This is a genomic window from Mesorhizobium dulcispinae, from assembly GCF_033977345.1.
Classification (GTDB): domain Bacteria; phylum Pseudomonadota; class Alphaproteobacteria; order Rhizobiales; family Rhizobiaceae; genus Mesorhizobium; species Mesorhizobium dulcispinae.
In genome coordinates this window covers 454994-473190 of the sequence record NZ_JAVIIY010000001.1, presented here as the reverse complement: position 1 = coordinate 473190, position 18197 = coordinate 454994, and the positions used below count along the sequence as shown (strand labels likewise).

Genomic DNA, 18197 nt, shown 5'->3' with positions numbered 1-18197 from the left:
ACGTTACTCAATATTGTTCAATAGTGAACCGTTTTCCAGTCGAAGGTATGGACCACAGCCACACGATCGGTTGATCTGAGGTCGATTTTTTATTGATTGATCCGTCAATAAAAAATAATCTCGCCGAGAACCGGATCCCTCAAATGCCGAAAATCGGAATGGAACCGCTGCGCCGCAAGGCGCTCATCGACGCGACGATCTCGGCGATCGGCGCGCGCGGTTCGCTGGACGTGACCATGTCGGAGATCGCCGGCCGCGCCGGCGTGTCCTCGGCTCTCGCGCATCACTATTTCGGCGCCAAGGACGAGCTGCTGTTCGCCACGATGCGGCACATCCTTGCCGAACTCAACGCCGACACGCGGCGCGCGTTTCGCCTCGCTGCCACGCCGCGCCAGCGCGTTTCGGCCGTGGTCGCCGTCAGTTTCTCCGACGACCAGTTCCAGCCGGAAATCATCGCCGCCTGGCTTGCCTTCTACGTCGAGGCGCAGAAATCGACCGAACTGCGCCGCCTGCTGCGCATCTACGCCCGGCGGCTCAATTCCAACCTGATGAGCGGGCTGACCGGCATCCTGCCGAGGGCCGAAGCAGACCGCGTCGCGGAAGCGACCGCGGCGCTGATCGACGGGCTCTACATCCGGCGCGCGCTGAAAGACGGCGTGCCCGGTGCGCAGACGGCGATCGCGCTCGTAGAAGACTATCTCGAAACCAAGCTCAGCGGACGGAGCCTGCCTTGACGACCGGACGGCCCAATTTCCTGATCGTCATGGTCGATCAGCTCAACGGCACACTCTTTCCCGACGGCCCGGCGGATTTCCTGCACGTGCCGCATCTCAAGGCGCTCGCCGCCCGCTCGGCGCGTTTCGCCAACAACTACACCGCCTCCCCGCTCTGCGCGCCGGGCCGAGCCTCGTTCATGAGCGGCCAATTGCCCTCGCGCACCGGGGTCTATGACAACGCGGCCGAATTCGCTTCCTCGATCCCGACCTTCGCCCACCATCTGCGCGCAGCCGGCTATTACACCTGCCTGTCGGGAAAAATGCATTTCGTCGGACCGGACCAGCTGCACGGCTTCGAGGAGCGGCTGACCACCGACATCTATCCTGCCGATTTCGGCTGGACGCCTGACTATCGCAAGCCCGGCGAGCGCATCGACTGGTGGTATCACAATCTTGGTTCGGTCACCGGCGCCGGCGTCGCCGAGACCACCAACCAGATGGAGTATGACGACGAAGTCGTCTTTTTGGCCGAGCAGAAGCTCTACCAGCTATCGCGCGAGCAGGACGATCCGGGCCGTCGGCCGTGGTGCCTCACCGTTTCTTTGTCCCACCCGCACGATCCCTATGTAGCGCGCAAGCAGTATTGGGATCTCTACGAGAACTGCCAGGCGCTCGACCCTGAAATGCCGTTCATTCCGCATGACGAGCAGGACACGCATTCGCAGCGCCTTTATCGGGCGAGCGACTATCAGTCCTTCGAGATCACGCGCGAGCAGGTGCGGCGCTCGCGACGCGGCTATTTCGCCAACATTTCCTATGTCGACGACAAGCTCGGCGAGCTTCTGGACGTGCTCAAGCGCACCCGCATGCTCGACAACACCACGATCCTCTTCTGCTCGGATCACGGCGACATGCTTGGCGAGCGCGGCCTGTGGTTCAAGATGAGCTTCTTCGAGGGTTCCGCGCGCGTGCCGCTGATGATCGCCGGCAAGGGCGTGCCGGCCGGCCTCATCGGGGCGCCGGTCTCCAATCTCGACGTGACGCCGACGCTCTGCGATCTCGCCGGCATCGACATCGCACAAATAGCGCCGTGGACGGACGGCCAGTCGCTGCTGCCGCTGCTCGACGGCAAGCCGCGCGCCGCGCCCGTTCTCATGGAATATGCGGCCGAAGGCTCTTACGCTCCGCTGGTCGCGATCCGCGACGGGAAATACAAGTTCGTCCATTGCGAGCTCGACGCGCCCCAACTGTTCGATATCGAAGCCGATCCGCTCGAGCGCGACAACCTCGCCGACGATCCGGCGCATGCTGCCCTGGTGGCCGCTTTCATGGACAAGGTCCGGGCGCGCTGGGACATGGCCGGCTTCGACGCCGCAGTCCGTGAAAGCCAAGCGCGCCGCTGGATGGTCTACCCGGCGCTGCGCAACGGCGCCTATTACCCCTGGGATTTCCAGCCGCTGCAGAGGGCGTCGGAGCGCTACATGCGCAATCACATGAACCTCGACAATCTCGAGGAGAGCAAACGGTATCCGCGAGGCGAATGATGGCCGACATTCTCGTTCCCACCCTCGACCACCTTAAGCAGGCCTATGCCGTGACTTCGACGGCGACGCAGGTGACACCGCTGCTGGAGTCGGCGGCTCTTGCCAAGGAGACGGGCGCGGCGCGCGTCTTCGTCAAGCCGGAATCGCTGCAATGGGCGGGCTCCTTCAAGGTGCGCGGCGCCTACTGGCGGCTGAAGCGGCTCTCGCCGGAGGAAGCGAGAGCGGGCGTCGTCGCCTATTCCTCCGGCAATTTCGCGCAAGGGCTGGCCGCCGCCGGCCAGGCGCTCGGCATTCCGGTCACCATCGTCATGCCGATCGACGCGCCGGCCGCCAAGCGCGACGCGACGGCCGGCTATGGCGCGCGCGTGGTGCTGACTGACCATGGCGATCGCGCCCGCGAGGAAGTCGCGGCCGCCAAGGCGCGCGAGATCGCCGAGACCGAGCACCTTACCTTGCTGCATCCTTTCGACGATCCGGAGATCGTCGCCGGCCAGGCCGGTGCCGGGCTGGAAGCGCTCGAGCAGTTGGCGGCGAAGAAGGCCCACGCCGATCTGGTGTTCTGCTCGGTCGGCGGCGGCGGGCTCATCGGCGGCGTCTCGCTCGCCTTCCACTATCTGTCGCCGAAGACCGAGATCATCGCCGTCGAGCCCGAGGGCTTCAACGGTATGGGCTCGTCGCTGGCGCATGGCGCGATCGAGACCATGCCGATCGGGCCGAGATCGATCTGTGACGGATTGATGGCGCGCAAGCCCGGCGAGGCGCCCTTCGCCGCGGTGAGTGCCGCCGGCGTTCGCGGCGTCACCGTCGACGACGCCTCGGTGCGGCGGGCAATGAAAATCGCCTTCGAGCGGATGAAGCTGGTGCTGGAGCCTTCGGGCGCGGCGTCGCTCGCCGCGCTGCTAGGCGGCAAAGTGAATGTGGCGGGCAAAACCGTCCTCGTTGTGGCTACCGGCGGCAATGTCTCGCTCGCCGACTTTATGGCGCATATGAACAATGCTTGAAGCGGATTTCGTCATCATCGGCTCCGGCTCCGCCGGCTCGGCCATGGCCTACCGGCTGTCGGAGGACGGCAAGCACTCGGTGATCGTCATCGAGTTCGGCGGCAGCGATATCGGGCCGCTGATCCAGATGCCGTCGGCGCTGTCGATCCCGCTCAACATGAGCCTGTACGATTGGGGCTTCGCCAGCGAGCCGGAATCGCATCTCGGCGGCCGCGTGCTCGCGACCCCGCGCGGCAAGGTGATCGGCGGCTCATCGTCGATCAACGGCATGGTCTATGTGCGCGGCCATGCGCGCGACTTCGACCATTGGGCCGAACAGGGCGCGACCGGCTGGGGCTTCGCCGATGTGCTTCCCTATTTCAAGCGCATGGAGGATTCCAATGGCGGCGGCGAGAACGGCTGGCGGGGCCATGGCGGCCCGCTGCATGTGCAGCGCGGCACGCGCAAGAACCCGCTCTACGGCGCCTTCATCGAGGCCGGCCGCCAGGCCGGCTTCGAGCTCACCGACGACTACAACGGAGCGAAGCAGGAAGGCTTCGGTCCGATGGAGCAGACGATTTGGGGGGGCCGCCGCTGGTCGGCCGCCAACGCCTATCTGAAGCCGGCGCTGAAGCGCAAAAACGTGAGTCTGCTCAAGGGCTTCGCCCGCCGCGTGGTGATCGAGAATCAACGCGCCATCGGCGTCGAGATCGAAGCTAACAAACAGATTCAGCTCGTTAAGGCGCGACGTGAGGTGATCGTCGCGGCTTCGTCGATCAACTCGCCGAAGATCCTGATGCTGTCCGGCATCGGCCCCGGCGCGCATCTGCAGGAAAACGGCATAAAGGTGATTGCCGACCGGCCCGGCGTCGGCGGCAATCTGCAAGACCATCTTGAACTCTACATCCAGCAGGAAGCGACCAGGCCGATCACGCTGAATTCGGTGCTCAATCCCTTCTCCAAGGCGATGATCGGCGCGCAGTGGCTGTTCTTCAAGTCTGGCCTCGGCGCCACCAACCACTTCGAGGCGGCGGCTTTCGTGCGCTCGCAGGCCGGCGTCGACTACCCCGATATCCAGTACCACTTCATCCCGGCGGCGGTGCGCTATGACGGCAAGGCGGCGGCGAAGTCGCACGGCTTCCAGGCGCATGTCGGGCCGATGCGCTCGAAGTCGCGCGGCTCGGTGAGCCTGCGCTCGCCCGACCCGAAAGCGAAGCCGGTGATCCGCTTCAACTACATGTCGCATCCGGACGACTGGAGCGAGTTCCGCCACTGCATTCGGCTGACGCGTGAGATATTCGGCCAGAAGGCTTTCGACGGTTTCCGCGGCAAGGAGATTTCGCCGGGCAGCCACGTGCAGTCCGACGACGAGCTCGACGCCTTCATCCGCGACCATGCCGAGAGCGCCTACCATCCCTGCGGCACCTGCAGGATGGGCCACGCCGACGACCTCACAAGCGTCGTCGATCCGGAATGCCGGGTCATCGGCGTCGAGGGCCTGCGCGTCGCCGACTCGTCGATCTTCCCGCGGGTGACCAACGGCAACCTCAATGCGCCCTCGATCATGACCGGCGAGAAGGCGTCCGATCACATCCTCGGGCGGGCGCCGCTCGAGCCGTCCAACCAGGAGCCGTGGATCAATCCGCGCTGGCAGGTGGCAGACAGATAGCGCATGATCCGGCGGGCGCCCTCCCCGCCCAGCGATTACGAACGGAGAAGACCATGCGCGCCCAACCAACGGCATCGCATTATGTCAACGGCCGCTATATCGAGGACGAAGGCGGTGCGCCGTTGCCGGTGATCTATCCGGCGACGGGCGAGACCATCGCGACGCTGCATTCGGCGACGCCGAACGTGCTTGAGCTGGCGATCGAGGCGGCGCGCGCCGCGCAGCCGGCCTGGGCGCGGATGAAGCCGGTCGAGCGCGGACGCATCCTGCGTCGCGCAGCCGACATTCTGCGGGCGCGCAATGCCGATCTCGCCCGGATCGAGACGCTCGACACCGGCAAGGCGATCCAGGAGACGCTGGTGGCGGACGCTCCTTCGGCCGCCGACTGCCTCGAATATTTCGCCGGCGCTATCGCGGCCTTCAACGGCGAGATGATCGATCTCGGCGGGCCGTTTGCCTATACACGGCGCGAGCCGCTTGGCGTCTGCGTCGGCATCGGCGCCTGGAACTACCCGATCCAGATCGCCGGCTGGAAGTCGGCGCCGGCTCTGGCCATGGGCAACGCCATGGTGTTCAAGCCATCGGAGAACACGCCCCTGTCGGCGCTGGCGCTGGCCGAGATCTACAGCGAAGCGGGCCTGCCCGACGGACTGTTCAACGTGGTGCAAGGCTATGGCGATGTCGGCGCCGGCCTCGTCGGCCATGATGTCGTGGCAAAAGTTTCGGTGACCGGTTCGGTGTCGACCGGCCGCAAGGTGCTGTCGCTTGCCGGCTCGAAGATGAAGCACGCGACGATGGAGCTCGGCGGCAAGTCGCCGCTGATCGTCTTCGACGATGCCGACCTCGAAAACGCCATCGGCGGCGCCATGCTCGGCAATTTCTATTCGACCGGCCAGATCTGCTCCAACGGCACGCGCGTCTTCGTGCAGAAGGGCCTGCATGACCGCTTCGTCGACCGATTGGTCGAGCGCACCAAGAAGATCCGCATCGGCGATCCGCTCGATCCGGAAACCCAGATGGGGCCGCTGGTCAACAAGGCGCAGCAGGACAAGGTCGTCTCCTACATCGGCGCCGGCCGAGCGGAGGGCGCCGCGCTCGCCTGCGGCGGCAACGTGCCCTCACTGCAAGGTTTCGAGGGCGGCTTCTTCATCGAGCCGACGGTGTTCACCAATGTCACCGATGGCATGCGGATCGCGCGCGAGGAGATCTTCGGGCCGGTGATGAGCGTGCTGAAATTCGACAGCGAGGACGAGGTGATCGAGCGCGCCAACGGCACCGAATTCGGCCTGGCGGCGGGCGTGTTCACGCGCGACCTGCCGCGCGCCCACCGGGTGATCGCCGAGCTTCAGGCAGGCACCTGCTGGATCAACGCCTACAATCTGACGCCGGTGGAAATGCCCTTCGGCGGCGTCAAGCAATCCGGCATCGGGCGGGAGAATTCGCTGGCGGCGTTGGCGCACTATTCGCAGCTGAAGGCGGTTTATGTCGAGTCGGGGGACGTGGCGGCCCCTTACTGAAGGATTGACAGATTACAGACGTCGGCGGGACAGCGCCCCCTTCTGTCCTGCGGGACATCTCCCCCACTTGGGGGGAGATCAGATGTCGTCGCCGCTTTCGCCAATCGCCCGCTGTAGAAAAATGCACCAGGCGCGAAGCAGCCCATCTCCCCCCTTGTTGGGGAGATGTCCGGCAGGACAGAGGGGGGCGCGAAGGAATGAGACGCCTCTTCTGCTACCCCTCACTCCTTCTCCGCCGTCCCATCCAGATACTGCGTCAGCGCATAGACCAGGTGGTAGAAGATGCTGGCGGGAACATCGCTCGCCAGTGAGCGGCCGCGCTCGTCGATGCGATCGATCCAGAGGCCGAGCGGCGCCGGGTCGATGTGCCAGCGGAACAGGCGGCCGACGCGCGCCTCGATCTCGGGCTTGAGGTCGGGGCCGCCTGAGCCGTCGAGCGCGATCGCGGCCTTGACCGCTTCCGCCTGCGGCCAGCTGCGCGAGACCCTGTCGAGCGGCAGGCCCTGGCGCGAGACGGCGCCATAGGCGAGGCCGGTGGCGCGGTTGAGGCCGTTGGCGACGGCCGAGGCATAGAGCTTGCGAGCGAAGCCGGTAAGCTCGGCCTGGCCGCTGCGGGCGGCGAAATCGACGAGCAGCGAGGCCCATTCGAAGTGGTGGCCGGGCTCGGTCCAGGCGCCCTTCTCGCCCGCCACCGGCTTCCAGCTGTCGTCGAAATATTCGCCCAGCGTCCAGCTTTCGGCATCGAAGAAATGACTGCGGAAGAGATCGATGACGCGCGCCGCGCGGCGCAGATAGGCGCGCTCGCCGGTGGCCTTGTGCCAGGCGAGAAAGGCTTCGAGCAGATGCATGTGCGGGTTGGAGCGGCGCTTGCCCGCGCCGTGGGAGGTTTCGAGGAAGCCGGTCATGCGGCTGTCCTCGAGATGGGCGTCGAGAAAAGCGAATGTCTCTTCGCCGAGCCGCAAAGCGTCGGGATGACCGGCCATATGGGCGTGCGCCAGCGCGAGCAGCACGCAGGAATGGTCGTAGGCGTCCTCGACCGGATCGGCGACGGAGCCGTCGATGTTGAGCGTGCGCACCCAGCCGCCTTTGCCGGTGCGGCCCCGACCAGCCATGAAGTCGATGCCATGCGCGATCAGCCGGTCCGCCGGGCCATCCCAGCCGCGCTCCTTGGCGACCGCGAAGGCATAGACCTGGCGCGCCTGCGTGCGCATGCGCTTGGGCTTCATCAGCGGCGCGGCGTCGAAGCCCAGCGCCTCGTGGAAGCCGCCATGGCGCTCGTCGACGCCGATCGTCGACCACAGCGGCAGCGTCTCCTCGAACAGCCAGTGGCGCACGCGCCGCCGCCAAGCGCCGCTCTCGATGACGCGGTCATGCGCCGGCGTGAACCTCGTCTCCAGCCGGCCTGATTTCTCGAGCTGCTCAACGATCTTCTTGACGTGCTGGCTGTGGCTGACCGGCGCGACAAAAGTGGCGTCGGCCGTCGAGACGATGGCGACGTCCTTCATGCCGATGGCCGAAAGCAGGCGACCGTCGCCACGGATATAGGAGTTCTCGCAGTCGATGGCGACGACATCGCCGAGGATGACATTGCCGTCCTTGTCGGACGGGCCGACATCGAGCAGCGACTGCCAGGAACCGAGATCGTTCCAGCGGAAGCCGGCCGGCACCATGGCGATGTCCTTGGCCCGCTCCATGATGGCGTAGTCGATCGAGGTCGAAGGGATTTCCGAGTAAAGCTCCAGCGGCATGTAGAGGCCGGAAAGATCGCTGGTCGCCGCGTGATAGGCGGCTTGCGTCGCCTGCCAGATGTTCGGCTCGAAGGCGGCGAAGGCATCGCGCATGGCGCCGGCGCGAAACAGGAAGATGCCGGTGTTCCAGTAGAAACTGCCGGCGTCGAGATAAGCCTGCGCCGTGGCGAGGTCGGGCTTCTCGACGAAGCGCGAGACGTCGAACACCCCATCCCCATCGGCCGCGACCTCGATATAGCCGTAGCCGGTTTCGGGCTGCGTCGGCTTGATACCGAACACCACCAGGCGCCCGGCACTTGCCGCCTCAGCACCAGCCTCGATGCTCTGCCAGAATTGGCGCGCGGTGGAGATTTCGTGGTCGGAAGGCACCACCAGCACCAGCTCGTCGCCAAACTCGGAAAGCGTGCGCAGGCTGGCCAGCGCCACGGCTGCCGCCGTGTTGCGCCCCGTGGGCTCGAAGAGCGGACCGCCGCCGGCGAGATCGAGGCCGGCAAGGTCGACGTGGACGCGCTCGGCGTGGCGCTCCGAAGCGATCAGAAAGATCGGCGTCTCGCCCTCGGGTCGCGCCGCCAGCCGGCGCAAGGTCTTGGCCAGCATCGAGCCATCGCCGGAGAGGTCATGGAACTGCTTGGGATTGTCCTCGCGCGACAGCGGCCATAGCCGCGAGCCGACGCCGCCGCTCATGACGAAACTGACGATGCGCTGGCTCATTCGGGTCTCACGCTCAAAAGTTGGCCGATCCGGTAGCACAGATGCTTTAAGCGGTGTTTACCCGCTTGGAAATGCGCTCAGCCGCCAGTTCGATGAAGGCCTTGACCAAAGGCGAAAGATGCCGGCTGCTCGGGTAAAGGACATAAAGCCCGCCAGCAGGCGTGGCATGGTTGCCGAGAACCCGGCACAGCCGCCCCTCGCCTATCAGCACTTCGGCTATTGCATTGGGGATTTGAGCGATGCCGTAACCGGCAAGGGCGGCCGTGACGACCGCCTGCATTTCGTTGGCGGCAAAGCGCCCGGCCACCGTGATCGTCTCCTGGCCATCCGGCCCATCCAGCACCCAATGGGCGCCGACGGCCGAAGGACCGGCAATCACGCAATCATGGCGAGCCAGGTCCGCCGGCGTGCCCGGCGCTCCATTGCGAGCCAGATAGTCCGGACTGGCGCATAGCAGCCTGGGCGCCGTGCCGAGCTTGCGGGCGATCAGGGTCGAATCCTCCAGAACGCCGGTGCGAAAGGCGAGATCGATTCCGTCGTCAACAAGGTTGAGTTTATCGTCCGTAAGGCGAAGCTCGACCTTGGTCTTCGGATACATACCGAGAAAGTCGAGCACGGCTCGGTTGAGGAAATAGGGGCCGAAACCGACGGGCGCGGAAATGCGGATGGTGCCTGTCGGTTCCGCCCTTGCTTCGGCAAGGCGCAGATTTGCTTCCTCGATTGTGCGCAGCGCCTGGCTGCTCTGCTCGTAATAGAGGCGGCCGGCGTCCGTCATGCTGAGGCTGCGCGTCGTGCGCTGCAGCAGCCGGACGCCAACCTCGCGCTCGAGCGCGGCAACGCGGCGGCTGACCGTCGTCTTTGGCATGGCAAGCAATCGCGCGGCCGCGGTGAAGCTGCCCGCCTCCACGACACGAGCGAACACGACAACATCGTTGAGGTCGAACATTGTATCCATCAGTGGGACAAAGTTTCTCAATTATAGGCAATTATGCGCCAATTTGACAGTGCCTAACTTTGCTCCGCGCAACCGAAGGAGCAGATAGATGACCACCAAACGGACCGTTCTCGTGACCGGCGCCACGGGCCAACAGGGCGGCGCCGTCGCGCGTGCCCTTCTTTCGAGAGGCCACAGCGTGAAGGCATTGACGCGCAGGCCGGACAGTGATGCCGCTCGGCGGCTGGCATCGGCAGGCGCGAACATTGTTGCCGGCGATCTCGCCGACACGGCTTCGGTTGTCGACGCCGCAAAGGGCATCGACACGATGTTCCTGATGGGCAACAGCTACGAGGCAGGGATGGAAGAGGAAACCCGCCAGGGAATCATCGCCGCCGACGCGGCGAAAGCTGCCGGCATCGGGCATCTGATCTATTCGTCCGTCGCCGACGCCGACAAGAAGACCGGCATCCCGCATTTCGAAAGCAAGTATCTGGTCGAGCGGCACATCATCGGGCTCGGCATTCCCTTTACGATCAGTGCGCCGGTCGCCTTCATGGAAAATGCCGTCGCGCCATGGTCGGCCGGCGCGCTCAGCCAGGGCACCTATGCCTTTGCCTTGCCCGCCGAACGGCCCCTGCAACTGGTTGCGCTCGCTGATATCGGCGCCTTCGTCACAGCGTTGGCCGAACGGCGTGAAAGCGTTTTCGGCAAGCGCTTCGATTTCGCAGGCGACGAGCTGTCAGGCCAAGAGCAGGCGAGGATCCTGTCACAGGCTATCGGCCGGCCGATCACCTACCAGGAAATCCCGATCGCCGTCGCCCGCCAGCAAAGCGAAGATGCGGCGGCGATGTTCGAATGGTTCGACCGCGTCGGCTACGACGTCGACATCGCCGCTCTGCGCAAGGATTTCCCGGAGGTGCGCTGGCACAGTTTTGCCGATTGGGCGAAGGCGTTCGACTGGAGCGTCCTCGATCGCGCCCCATCAGCCGGCTGATTGTCCGGTCGCTAAAAAGTCTGGTTGTAGGCGCCGACTTCCGGATTGCGGCGCAGCACGGCGTCGACGGCTTCGAACATCTGCCGGCGCCGGTCGGACGATACCGGGCTCTCCACCACGACGACAAGCTCCGGCTTGTTCGAGGAGGCGCGCACCAGGCCCCAGGTGCCATCCTCGGCGACGACGCGCACGCCGTTGACGGTGATCAGCGCCGCGATCTTCCGGCCGGCGAACTCAGCACTTTTGCGCTGCATCGCCTCGAAATCGGCCGCGACGCGCTCGACCACGCCGTATTTCACCTCGTCGGCGCAGTGCGCCGACATGGTCGGCGTGCCGTAAGTCAGCGGCAGGGCCCGGTAGAGATCGGCCATCGATCGTTGCTGATTGCGGTCGAGCATCCGGCAGACGGCGATCGCGGTGATCAGCCCGTCGTCATAGCCGCGGCCGATCGGCGGGTTGAAGAAGAAATGGCCAGACTTCTCGAAGCCCGCCACGGCGCCGAGTTCGGCAACGCGGCGCTTGATGTAGGAATGGCCGGTTTTCCAGTAGTCGGTCACGGCGGCGTTCGCCTTGAGCACATGATCGGTGGCGAAGAGCCCCGTCGATTTGACGTCGACGACGAAAGTCGAGCCTGGATGGAGCGATGAAATATCCCGCGCGAGCATGACGCCGACCTTGTCGGCGAAGATCTCGTTGCCCTCATTGTCGACGACGCCGCAGCGATCACCGTCACCGTCGAAGCCCAATCCGACATCGGCACCGATCTCCAGCACCCTTTCACCGATGGCATGCAGCATCTGCATGTCCTCGGGATTCGGGTTGTAGCGCGGAAATGTATGGTCGAGGTCGACATCGAGCGGGATCACCTCGCAGCCGATGCGCTCAAGCGCTTCCGGCGCGAAGGCGCCGGCCGTGCCGTTGCCGCAGGCGCAGACGACCTTGAGCTTTCTCGATATGCGCTTGTCCCTGGCCAGATCGTCGAGATAGGTCTCGCGGAAGCCGGCGACGAATTCGTAGGCGCCGCCGCCGGCAAGATCGAAGTCCGCTTCGAGCACAATCTTCTTCAGCGCGCTCATCTCCTCCGGACCGAACGTCAGCGGCCGCGCCGCGCCCATCTTGACGCCGGTCCAGCCATTCTCGTTGTGCGAGGCGGTGACCATTGCGACCGACGGCGTATCCAGCGCGAACTGGGCGAAGTAGGCCATGGGCGACAAGGCCAGGCCGATATCCTTCACGCGTGCACCCGCCGCCATCAGGCCGGCAACGAGCGCCAGCTTGATCGACAGCGAATAAGAGCGGAAATCGTGGCCGGTGACGATGTCCGGCCCGGCACCCAGGCGGCGGATCAGCGTGCCCAGACCCATGCCGAGCGCCTGGACGCCGACCAAATTGAGCTCCGGCGCCTTCGTCGAGCCGGGATGGCCGAACCACCAGCGCGCGTCATATTCGCGAAAGCCCGACGCCTTGATCAGCGCCGAGGTCTCGAATTTGAAGCTGTTGGGCCGGGCTTCGCCAACAATCGTCAGGGCCAATGGTGGAAACTCCAAGGGGACCGGAACGCCGGTCCATGGGCCTGCGGCTTACCACAAAGCCTTTAAGCCGGTCTTTACCCGACGGCTAAATCCCATGCCTTCCAGGCAGCCTTGAAGAAAGCCGACGAAATGCGACACAAGTGCAACCATTGGCGCTTGCAGGATCGGAAAGCGGCGGCTATAAGCCCGCCGTCTGGTCACGGAGTGTAGCGCAGTCTGGTAGCGCACATCGTTCGGGACGATGGGGTCGCAGGTTCAAATCCTGCCACTCCGACCAGTCCGAAGCTTCCCGAAATCTCGCTGACAGTTCAACGGCTTGGTCGGTTTCCGCACAAAGAGCAATGGCGGAATATGGCGTGTCTCACGCCCCAGTTGGGCCTTGCTGTTTTTCCGGGCGAAGCCGCGCGGCGGCCCGGCGCGACCGGGCAGACGCACAAACGCTTTCGAGAGTTTTCAAACCGGACACGACCGCCGCACTGCCATGGCGACCTATGGCGCCAGGAAGGACGGGCTTGTCGTCGCGCGCATCGGCTCTGGACGAGCGTGGCCGTCGCGCCTGATGCCGCCATGATCGATCAGGCGGGCGATCACGGCGCGCCGTGCGTGATACGGCGTCAGCGTGTGGTCGGCATTCGGCAGCGAGACCCTGGTCACGCCGCGAATGCTGTCGAGCCGCTCCTCCTCCGAGCCAAAATGGCGGGCGATCTCCTTCAGGCTCAGGTCCCCTTCCGAGGTCACCATGAGAACCCGCACGCCCCGGCCGCATAGGTCGCGCATCCAGCGTTCCACCCGCCGCTGTCCCAATAGAGCGGCCGGATGCAGCATCGACGCCGTGGACTTGATCGCCTCGAGCCCGCGCCGGACAACCAGCCTGGTGTGGCGCGAAGCGATCCCGCGCCATGTCGGGCCTGCCGGCTCGCGGCCCTCCTGCATGCCGGCGGCGTTCTGGCCGAGCACGGCCCTGGACGTCTCGTAAGTCTTCCAGACCGCCATCTCCAGCGCGTAGGAACTGTTCCAGGCGAAGCAGAGCGGGTTGATCATGGTCAGCGCCCGCACCCGCCGATCGGCCCGTGCGGCATGAAAAGCCTGGAATGCGCCGGCGCAGGTGCCGACCAGGCCGACGGCAGGGTAGCCGGCTCGTTCCATCCAGCCGATCGCCCGGCTGACATCATGGCGCGTACGCCCGTCATAAAGGAACAGGCGCCCTTCCTCGGTCTGATCGCTGAGGCCAAGTCCGGGCAGGTCGACACGCAGCGAAGCGACGCCTTCCGCCGCAAGGTCCCGCGCCGCTTCTACCGTGCCGCGCGCCCAACCGACATGCGGCACGCCGCCAGCATTAAGGAAGATAACCGGCTCGGCCGCAGCCTGGCGTCCGCGCGGCCGGCAAAGCACGCCGCAGATCATCGGTTCCGGTCCGATCAGGACCGGCTCTTCCGTGTAGTGCGGACCATCCAGGATCTGCGAGGCATAGCGCGGCATGGCCTTTCCTGCGACCGCTTCGCCGGCATGATCGGTCATCCAGGCCGCGCAGCAATCGAGAGCGGCGGCCGGAATCCGGTTGGCGGTCGGGTCGCACATCAACAGAGGATAGCCATCGAACTCGGCCGTGGTGATATCGGCCTCGCATACCCCATCGCCACGAATTTCGTCGGCGGCAAGGGGCTTGCCGTTCGTAAGCACCAGCATCGGCAGGGATGGAAGGCTTGCCACGGCACGCCGCCAATCGAGCGCCGAAAGATCGGCCAGCGTCTCATGCGAAATCCGGAAACCGGCGGCCTCGCGCCCCTCGGTGAAAAGCCCTTCGCCCGCCGAACGGCTGGCCAGCGGCGCGTCGATCATGCGCGACATGGCCGTGATCTCGCGGACATAGGCCTTGCCGGAGGACGGCGGCGCGAGCAACGCAAGACCGGCCACGTCGTCGCGTCCGGCCGCCGCCAGCGGCGCCAGCAAAGCACCGAGCCGGAAGCCGACCAGAATGACGTCCGCCACGCCGCAATCCCGCTTCAGCCGATCGATCGCAGCGCCTATGCTCCCCGTCCACCGTTGCACCTGAGCTGGCGTTGAATGATCCCCGGCGGCATTGCCGCAGCCGGGATAGTCGAACTGCAGCGCCGCCAGACCGTTTTCGGTCAGCTTGTCGGCCAGCAGCCTCAGGAAACGGCGGCTGCACAGGTCCTCGTGGCCATGCGCCCCGGCGATGACGACGCCCCGGCCGCGCCCTCGGGTGCCCTTGCCTTCATGAAGCCAGCCGATCGTGTCGGCGAAGACTATCCCCTTCATGCCATGCTCCCGGCAGGCTCCAGCACCCGCATGATCTCTGCCCCGGTTTCTGAATTGTCCGCCTGCGGCGCAAAGTAGGCCACGTCGCGATCGCCGTTCAGCGCCGTCACGACGCCGGCCGGCGTGGCAGAGGCCGGACCGTCCAGCCCAATGTCCTTCACTGCGCCCGGCATCAGGTGGAAGCCGTTCTCGCGCGGAAGGAATAGCCCATCCTTGATGGCGATATGGTAGGCGGCGCGCCTGCAGGCGAGCCGCAGGCGCCAGCCGTCTTCTCCGCGCACCAGCCGCGCCGACAGGCCGACATCGCGTCGCGCGACCATGGCGCCGGGAAGCACATGAAAGGCTTCGGCCAGTATCTCGCCGTCGCGGCCTTCCAGCCTTGCCACGGTCACCTCATGACCCGCCGGGCCGAAGCGATAGGCATAAGACAGGTCGAAGAAGGCGCCGAGCAGCGAGAACGCTGACAGGGATTGTGCCCCGCGCGCCTGCAGGGTGACCGGCTGGCGCGCCGTAACCACCGGGGTGACGCCATCGCGCAGGCAGGCAAGCGACAGCGTCGCCTCGACGGCCTTTGCCCCGTCATTGACGAGATGGACGCCCAACCCGTTGACGCCCTCGTCGCTCAGCGTCAGCCTGAGCGACGCGAAGGCGCGTCTCAGCGCATGCCAGACCGATTTCGTCCGTCCGGTGGAATCGACGACGCCCCACCCCGCGCCCGGGCGCAGATCCTTCCAGAAGAACAGCAGCGCACCCGCCGTCGGCGAGGCTGGTCTTCGCCATTCGTCGATCGTGCGCTCGACCACTTCGGCGGTGACGGCGCGCGAGAGGTCGAGGTAGCGCGCCGGATCCTCCATGCGCAGGCGACGCGCATCGACGCCGAACAGCGTTTCGAGATAATGCTCGCGGACATCCTCGAAATCCCACGACGCACCTGCGTCGCGCGGCACGCCGGCCTTCCAGCGCGGATCGTGGCCCGGCGGGACGGGCAGATGCTCATCCAGCATCGCCTGCTCCGGCACGTTGGCGAAGGCGAGGCACTCGCTGGCGAAACGCACCTCCGCGCGACGCGCGTCTTCCAGCGGCCGGCAATAGGCGCCGACGCCATAATAGTGCGTCGGGCCGCCATCAGCGGCGAAGGGCAGGCTGCCGCCGGAGGGCGACGAGGACACGAGCGCGAGATCGGGCAGGATCGCCTGCGCGGCCGGACGCACGACATCATCGAACCAAGGCGTCGGATCCATTGCCGCCGGCATGCCGAGCATTGCAGCCTGCTGCGCCACCTCGCTGCCGCCGCACAGCACCGCCAGCGACGGCGAATGCCGGAGCCGCCTCAACAGGTTTTCCGCCTCGCGCGTCAGAGCCGCTCGCCAGGCCTCGCTTTTCGCCGGATAGTCGAAATTTGCGAGCATCAGGTCCTGCCAGACGAGAATGCCCATCTCGTCGCACAACTCGTGGAAGGTATCGCCCTCGTAGGCGAAGGTGCCGCCGACCCGAAGCATGTTGACGCCGGCTCGGCGCACGAGGTCGAGATCGGGCTCGATTTCGGCCTGTCCGCATGGCAGCCGCACAGGGTCGGAGGGCGTCCAGACCGCACCGCGGCAGAACAGCGGCACGCCGTTAACGACCAGGCGGAAATCGCGCCCGTCGGCGCCGCGATCGATCTCGATGCGACGGAATCCGACCCGACCCAACCGGCTGCGTACCGTGCCGAGCGTCGCCGTCACATCGTGCAGCGCCGCTTCGCCATGACTGTTCGGCCACCATGGGGCGACATCGGCAATGGCCAATTCCGCCGTCAGCCGGGTGGGTGTCTCAGCCTTGAGGTGCGCGCGCACTCCAGCACAGCTGACATGCGCCGTTTGCGCATCGTCGAAGGGTTCGGCGAGGGTGATCGCAACGGCAAGACGCCCGGTCGTACCGTCGAGCTCGGCGCGCATGTCCGCATTGAGGATGCGCTGGCCGCCATCTTCGCGGATCAACTTGACAGGACGCCACGGCCCGACGATATCGAAGTTCGGACACCAGCCCGGCATGTGGCCGATCAGGGTCGTGCGCACCAGCCGCAGGCGCTGATCGTCGATCATGCGAGGACGCCAGCGGGCGCGTGGACCGGCCGCCGTTTCCAGATGGCGGTCGAGACTGCGAAAGCCGATGGCAAGCCGCTCGCCGCCTGAAAGGGTTACGGCGACCTCATGGCGCTCGAACATCGAGGTCGAAGTGAGCAGCAGCCGGTCGTCAAGCCAGACCTCGGCGACAGCCGCCAGCCCCTCGAACACCAGCCGCACCGGACCGGTCGCATCGAGCCTGCGACTGTACCAGACATCGCGGTCGTGCAGCGGGGTTGGCTGCTTGCGGTCCCAGCGGCCATGCTTTTCCAGCGTGCCCGCCGCGGTGCCGGGACAGGCCGCGTCCAGCCATTCGGCGCTTGCGTCGATATCATCCGGCGAAGCCCAGGCGCCGGCCGACGAGATGGCCATCCGCCAGCCCCGGTCCAGCAATCCGGCAGTGCCGGCGATCGACACCGTGGCGTCCATTACCCCACCTATGCTCAAATGCGCCTCGGCCGGCCCTAGGCCGCCTTGGAGGCGACACCCGCCATACTGGCGTCCAGCACGTCCATCACCGTTTCGTAGGCCTGCGCCATCGGCGCGATTGCGTCGGCCAGGCCGTCGAAGCGCTGCCGCGCCATCGCGCGGGCAAGCTTGAACTGCATGACCTTGGCGCCATCGGCAATGTCGCCGGCGGCTTGCGCCGCTTCCGCCAGGCAGGTTTCGCCGTGCAGCCCCAGCCATTCGAGATGGCTGCCGAGGAGTTCGAAATTCGCGCCGACCTGCCGCAGCGTGTTGAAGGCATAGGTGTGGAAATAGTCCGGCGATCGAGTCGCCAGCGTTTCAGCGTGACGGCTGAACGCGTCCGCATAGGCGCCGAGCGGATTGCGCTTCGGCCGCCGTTTCAGGTGATGCGCGAGCAGCGCCGCCGCTGTACCGACCGCGTCACGGGCCGGGCGCGTGGCGTCGAGCTTCACGAATTCCGCGTAAGGAAACAGCGGCAGGCCGCCGGCCGACACACCATCCCATTGGCCGAAGATGCCGTCATAGTCTTGGCCCTCGAGCGCGAAGTAGCCGTCATTGTGAAAGTAGTGCATCTGCCGCCCCTCGGGATCGAGCGCATTGATGCCGACCGTGGTCTTGGAATGGCCGCTGCGATAGGTGATGCCCTTGGTGTCGGGCAGGTAGAAGGCGTCGACCTCGACCAGCGGCAGCCGGCCGAGCTCGACTTGCGCCAGCACATGCGTCTCCAGCCGGTCGAAGACCGCCAGTTCCTGGATGTCCAGTCCGGCCAGCCTCTGCAGGTCGGCGGTCGGGAACTTGAAGAACGTGAACTGGTCACCCTCGAAATCCTGCGCCACGGTGAAGCCGAGCGCCGCGACCGGATCGTGCCCGGTCGCGCGCAAAACCTCGATCAGGAGATCGACATAGCAATTGGTCTGCGGCCAGCGCCGTTCCGGATCGTGCAGCCAGTGCGGCCGGTAGCCGGCCGGATCGAGGCCGGCGATAGCTCTCAGCATT

At 65.8% G+C, this 18197-nt stretch carries 12 protein-coding genes and 1 tRNA gene; 7 read left to right on the top strand and 6 right to left on the bottom strand.

Going from position 1 to position 18197, the window contains the following annotated elements; genetic code table 11:
- The first annotated feature begins 143 nt into the window (after positions 1 to 143).
- Genes betI through betB form a run of 5 tightly spaced genes read left to right on the top strand, consistent with a single transcriptional unit; the run spans position 144 to position 6426 of the window.
- Positions 144 to 734: a choline-binding transcriptional repressor BetI gene (betI, locus tag RFN30_RS02095; protein ID WP_320260478.1), complete on the top strand. Its 591-nt coding sequence runs from the start codon at positions 144 to 146 to the stop codon at positions 732 to 734.
- Entirely contained in the window at positions 731 to 2260 is a 1530-nt protein-coding gene (betC, locus tag RFN30_RS02090) for a choline-sulfatase (protein ID WP_320260477.1), read from the top strand. The genes betI and betC overlap by 4 nt, the downstream gene beginning before the upstream one ends.
- Positions 2257 to 3261 carry a threonine/serine dehydratase family protein gene (locus tag RFN30_RS02085; protein WP_320260476.1) on the top strand — a complete coding sequence of 335 codons (1005 nt, stop codon included), beginning with the start codon at positions 2257 to 2259 and terminating at the stop codon, positions 3259 to 3261. The genes betC and RFN30_RS02085 overlap by 4 nt, the downstream gene beginning before the upstream one ends.
- Positions 3254 to 4909, top strand: coding sequence for a choline dehydrogenase (gene betA, locus RFN30_RS02080; protein WP_320260475.1), 1656 nt, complete (start codon positions 3254 to 3256; stop codon positions 4907 to 4909). The genes RFN30_RS02085 and betA overlap by 8 nt, the downstream gene beginning before the upstream one ends.
- 53 nt (positions 4910 to 4962) lie before the next feature.
- The gene (gene betB / locus RFN30_RS02075; protein WP_320260474.1) at positions 4963 to 6426 is read left to right on the top strand and encodes a betaine-aldehyde dehydrogenase; all 1464 of its coding nucleotides are present in this window, start codon (positions 4963 to 4965) and stop codon (positions 6424 to 6426) included.
- Between the two features lie 221 nt (positions 6427 to 6647).
- Here betB and RFN30_RS02070 read toward each other — a convergent pair whose 3' ends face one another.
- Positions 6648 to 8885, bottom strand: a complete 2238-nt coding sequence (locus RFN30_RS02070; RefSeq protein WP_320260473.1) for an AGE family epimerase/isomerase — start codon at positions 8883 to 8885, stop codon at positions 6648 to 6650.
- A 46-nt stretch (positions 8886 to 8931) separates the two neighbouring features.
- The gene (locus RFN30_RS02065; protein ID WP_320260472.1) at positions 8932 to 9831 is read right to left on the bottom strand and encodes a LysR family transcriptional regulator; all 900 of its coding nucleotides are present in this window, start codon (positions 9829 to 9831) and stop codon (positions 8932 to 8934) included.
- Positions 9832 to 9928: 97 nt separating this feature from the next.
- Between RFN30_RS02065 and RFN30_RS02060 the strand changes: the two genes are divergently transcribed.
- Positions 9929 to 10816 carry an NmrA/HSCARG family protein gene (locus RFN30_RS02060; protein ID WP_320260471.1) on the top strand — a complete coding sequence of 296 codons (888 nt, stop codon included), beginning with the start codon at positions 9929 to 9931 and terminating at the stop codon, positions 10814 to 10816.
- Positions 10817 to 10827: 11 nt separating this feature from the next.
- Here the strand turns inward: RFN30_RS02060 and RFN30_RS02055 are convergent, their stop codons facing one another.
- Positions 10828 to 12348, bottom strand: coding sequence for a phosphomannomutase/phosphoglucomutase (locus RFN30_RS02055; RefSeq protein WP_320260470.1), 1521 nt, complete (start codon positions 12346 to 12348; stop codon positions 10828 to 10830).
- A gap of 200 nt (positions 12349 to 12548) precedes the next feature.
- Between RFN30_RS02055 and RFN30_RS02050 the strand changes: the two genes are divergently transcribed.
- Positions 12549 to 12625, top strand: a tRNA-Pro gene (locus tag RFN30_RS02050).
- 212 nt (positions 12626 to 12837) lie between these two features.
- On the opposite strand, the gene RFN30_RS02045 is transcribed toward RFN30_RS02050, so the two are convergent.
- From RFN30_RS02045 to RFN30_RS02035, 3 genes are read right to left on the bottom strand one after another with little or no spacing between them, the layout of a single operon-like run.
- Complete coding sequence (locus RFN30_RS02045; RefSeq protein WP_320260469.1) at positions 12838 to 14628, bottom strand: alpha/beta fold hydrolase; 1791 nt, start codon at positions 14626 to 14628, stop codon at positions 12838 to 12840.
- On the bottom strand, positions 14625 to 17162 hold the full coding sequence (locus RFN30_RS02040) for a glycoside hydrolase family 2 protein (protein WP_320260468.1): 2538 nt from the start codon (positions 17160 to 17162) through the stop codon (positions 14625 to 14627). Before RFN30_RS02040 ends, RFN30_RS02045 begins: the two co-directional genes overlap by 4 nt.
- Before the next feature lie 35 nt (positions 17163 to 17197).
- Positions 17198 to 18196 (bottom strand): DUF1839 family protein, encoded by a 999-nt coding sequence (locus RFN30_RS02035; RefSeq protein WP_320260467.1) that lies wholly within the window; start codon positions 18194 to 18196, stop codon positions 17198 to 17200.
- Between the last annotated feature and the right edge of the window lies 1 nt (position 18197).

Bases quoted from the DNA above. Each gene is read 5' to 3' on its own strand.
- betA (WP_320260475.1), top strand. From the start codon at position 3,254: ATGCTTGAAGCGGATTTCGTCATCATCGGCTCCGGCTCCGCCGGCTCG.
- RFN30_RS02035 (WP_320260467.1), bottom strand. From the start codon at position 18,196: ATGCTGAGAGCTATCGCCGGCCTCGATCCGGCCGGCTACCGGCCGCAC.
- betB (WP_320260474.1), top strand. From the start codon at position 4,963: ATGCGCGCCCAACCAACGGCATCGCATTATGTCAACGGCCGCTATATC.
- RFN30_RS02070 (WP_320260473.1), bottom strand. From the start codon at position 8,885: ATGAGCCAGCGCATCGTCAGTTTCGTCATGAGCGGCGGCGTCGGCTCG.
- RFN30_RS02045 (WP_320260469.1), bottom strand. From the start codon at position 14,628: ATGAAGGGGATAGTCTTCGCCGACACGATCGGCTGGCTTCATGAAGGC.
- RFN30_RS02060 (WP_320260471.1), top strand. From the start codon at position 9,929: ATGACCACCAAACGGACCGTTCTCGTGACCGGCGCCACGGGCCAACAG.
- RFN30_RS02085 (WP_320260476.1), top strand. From the start codon at position 2,257: ATGATGGCCGACATTCTCGTTCCCACCCTCGACCACCTTAAGCAGGCC.
- RFN30_RS02065 (WP_320260472.1), bottom strand. From the start codon at position 9,831: ATGTTCGACCTCAACGATGTTGTCGTGTTCGCTCGTGTCGTGGAGGCG.
- betI (WP_320260478.1), top strand. From the start codon at position 144: ATGCCGAAAATCGGAATGGAACCGCTGCGCCGCAAGGCGCTCATCGAC.
- RFN30_RS02040 (WP_320260468.1), bottom strand. From the start codon at position 17,162: ATGGACGCCACGGTGTCGATCGCCGGCACTGCCGGATTGCTGGACCGG.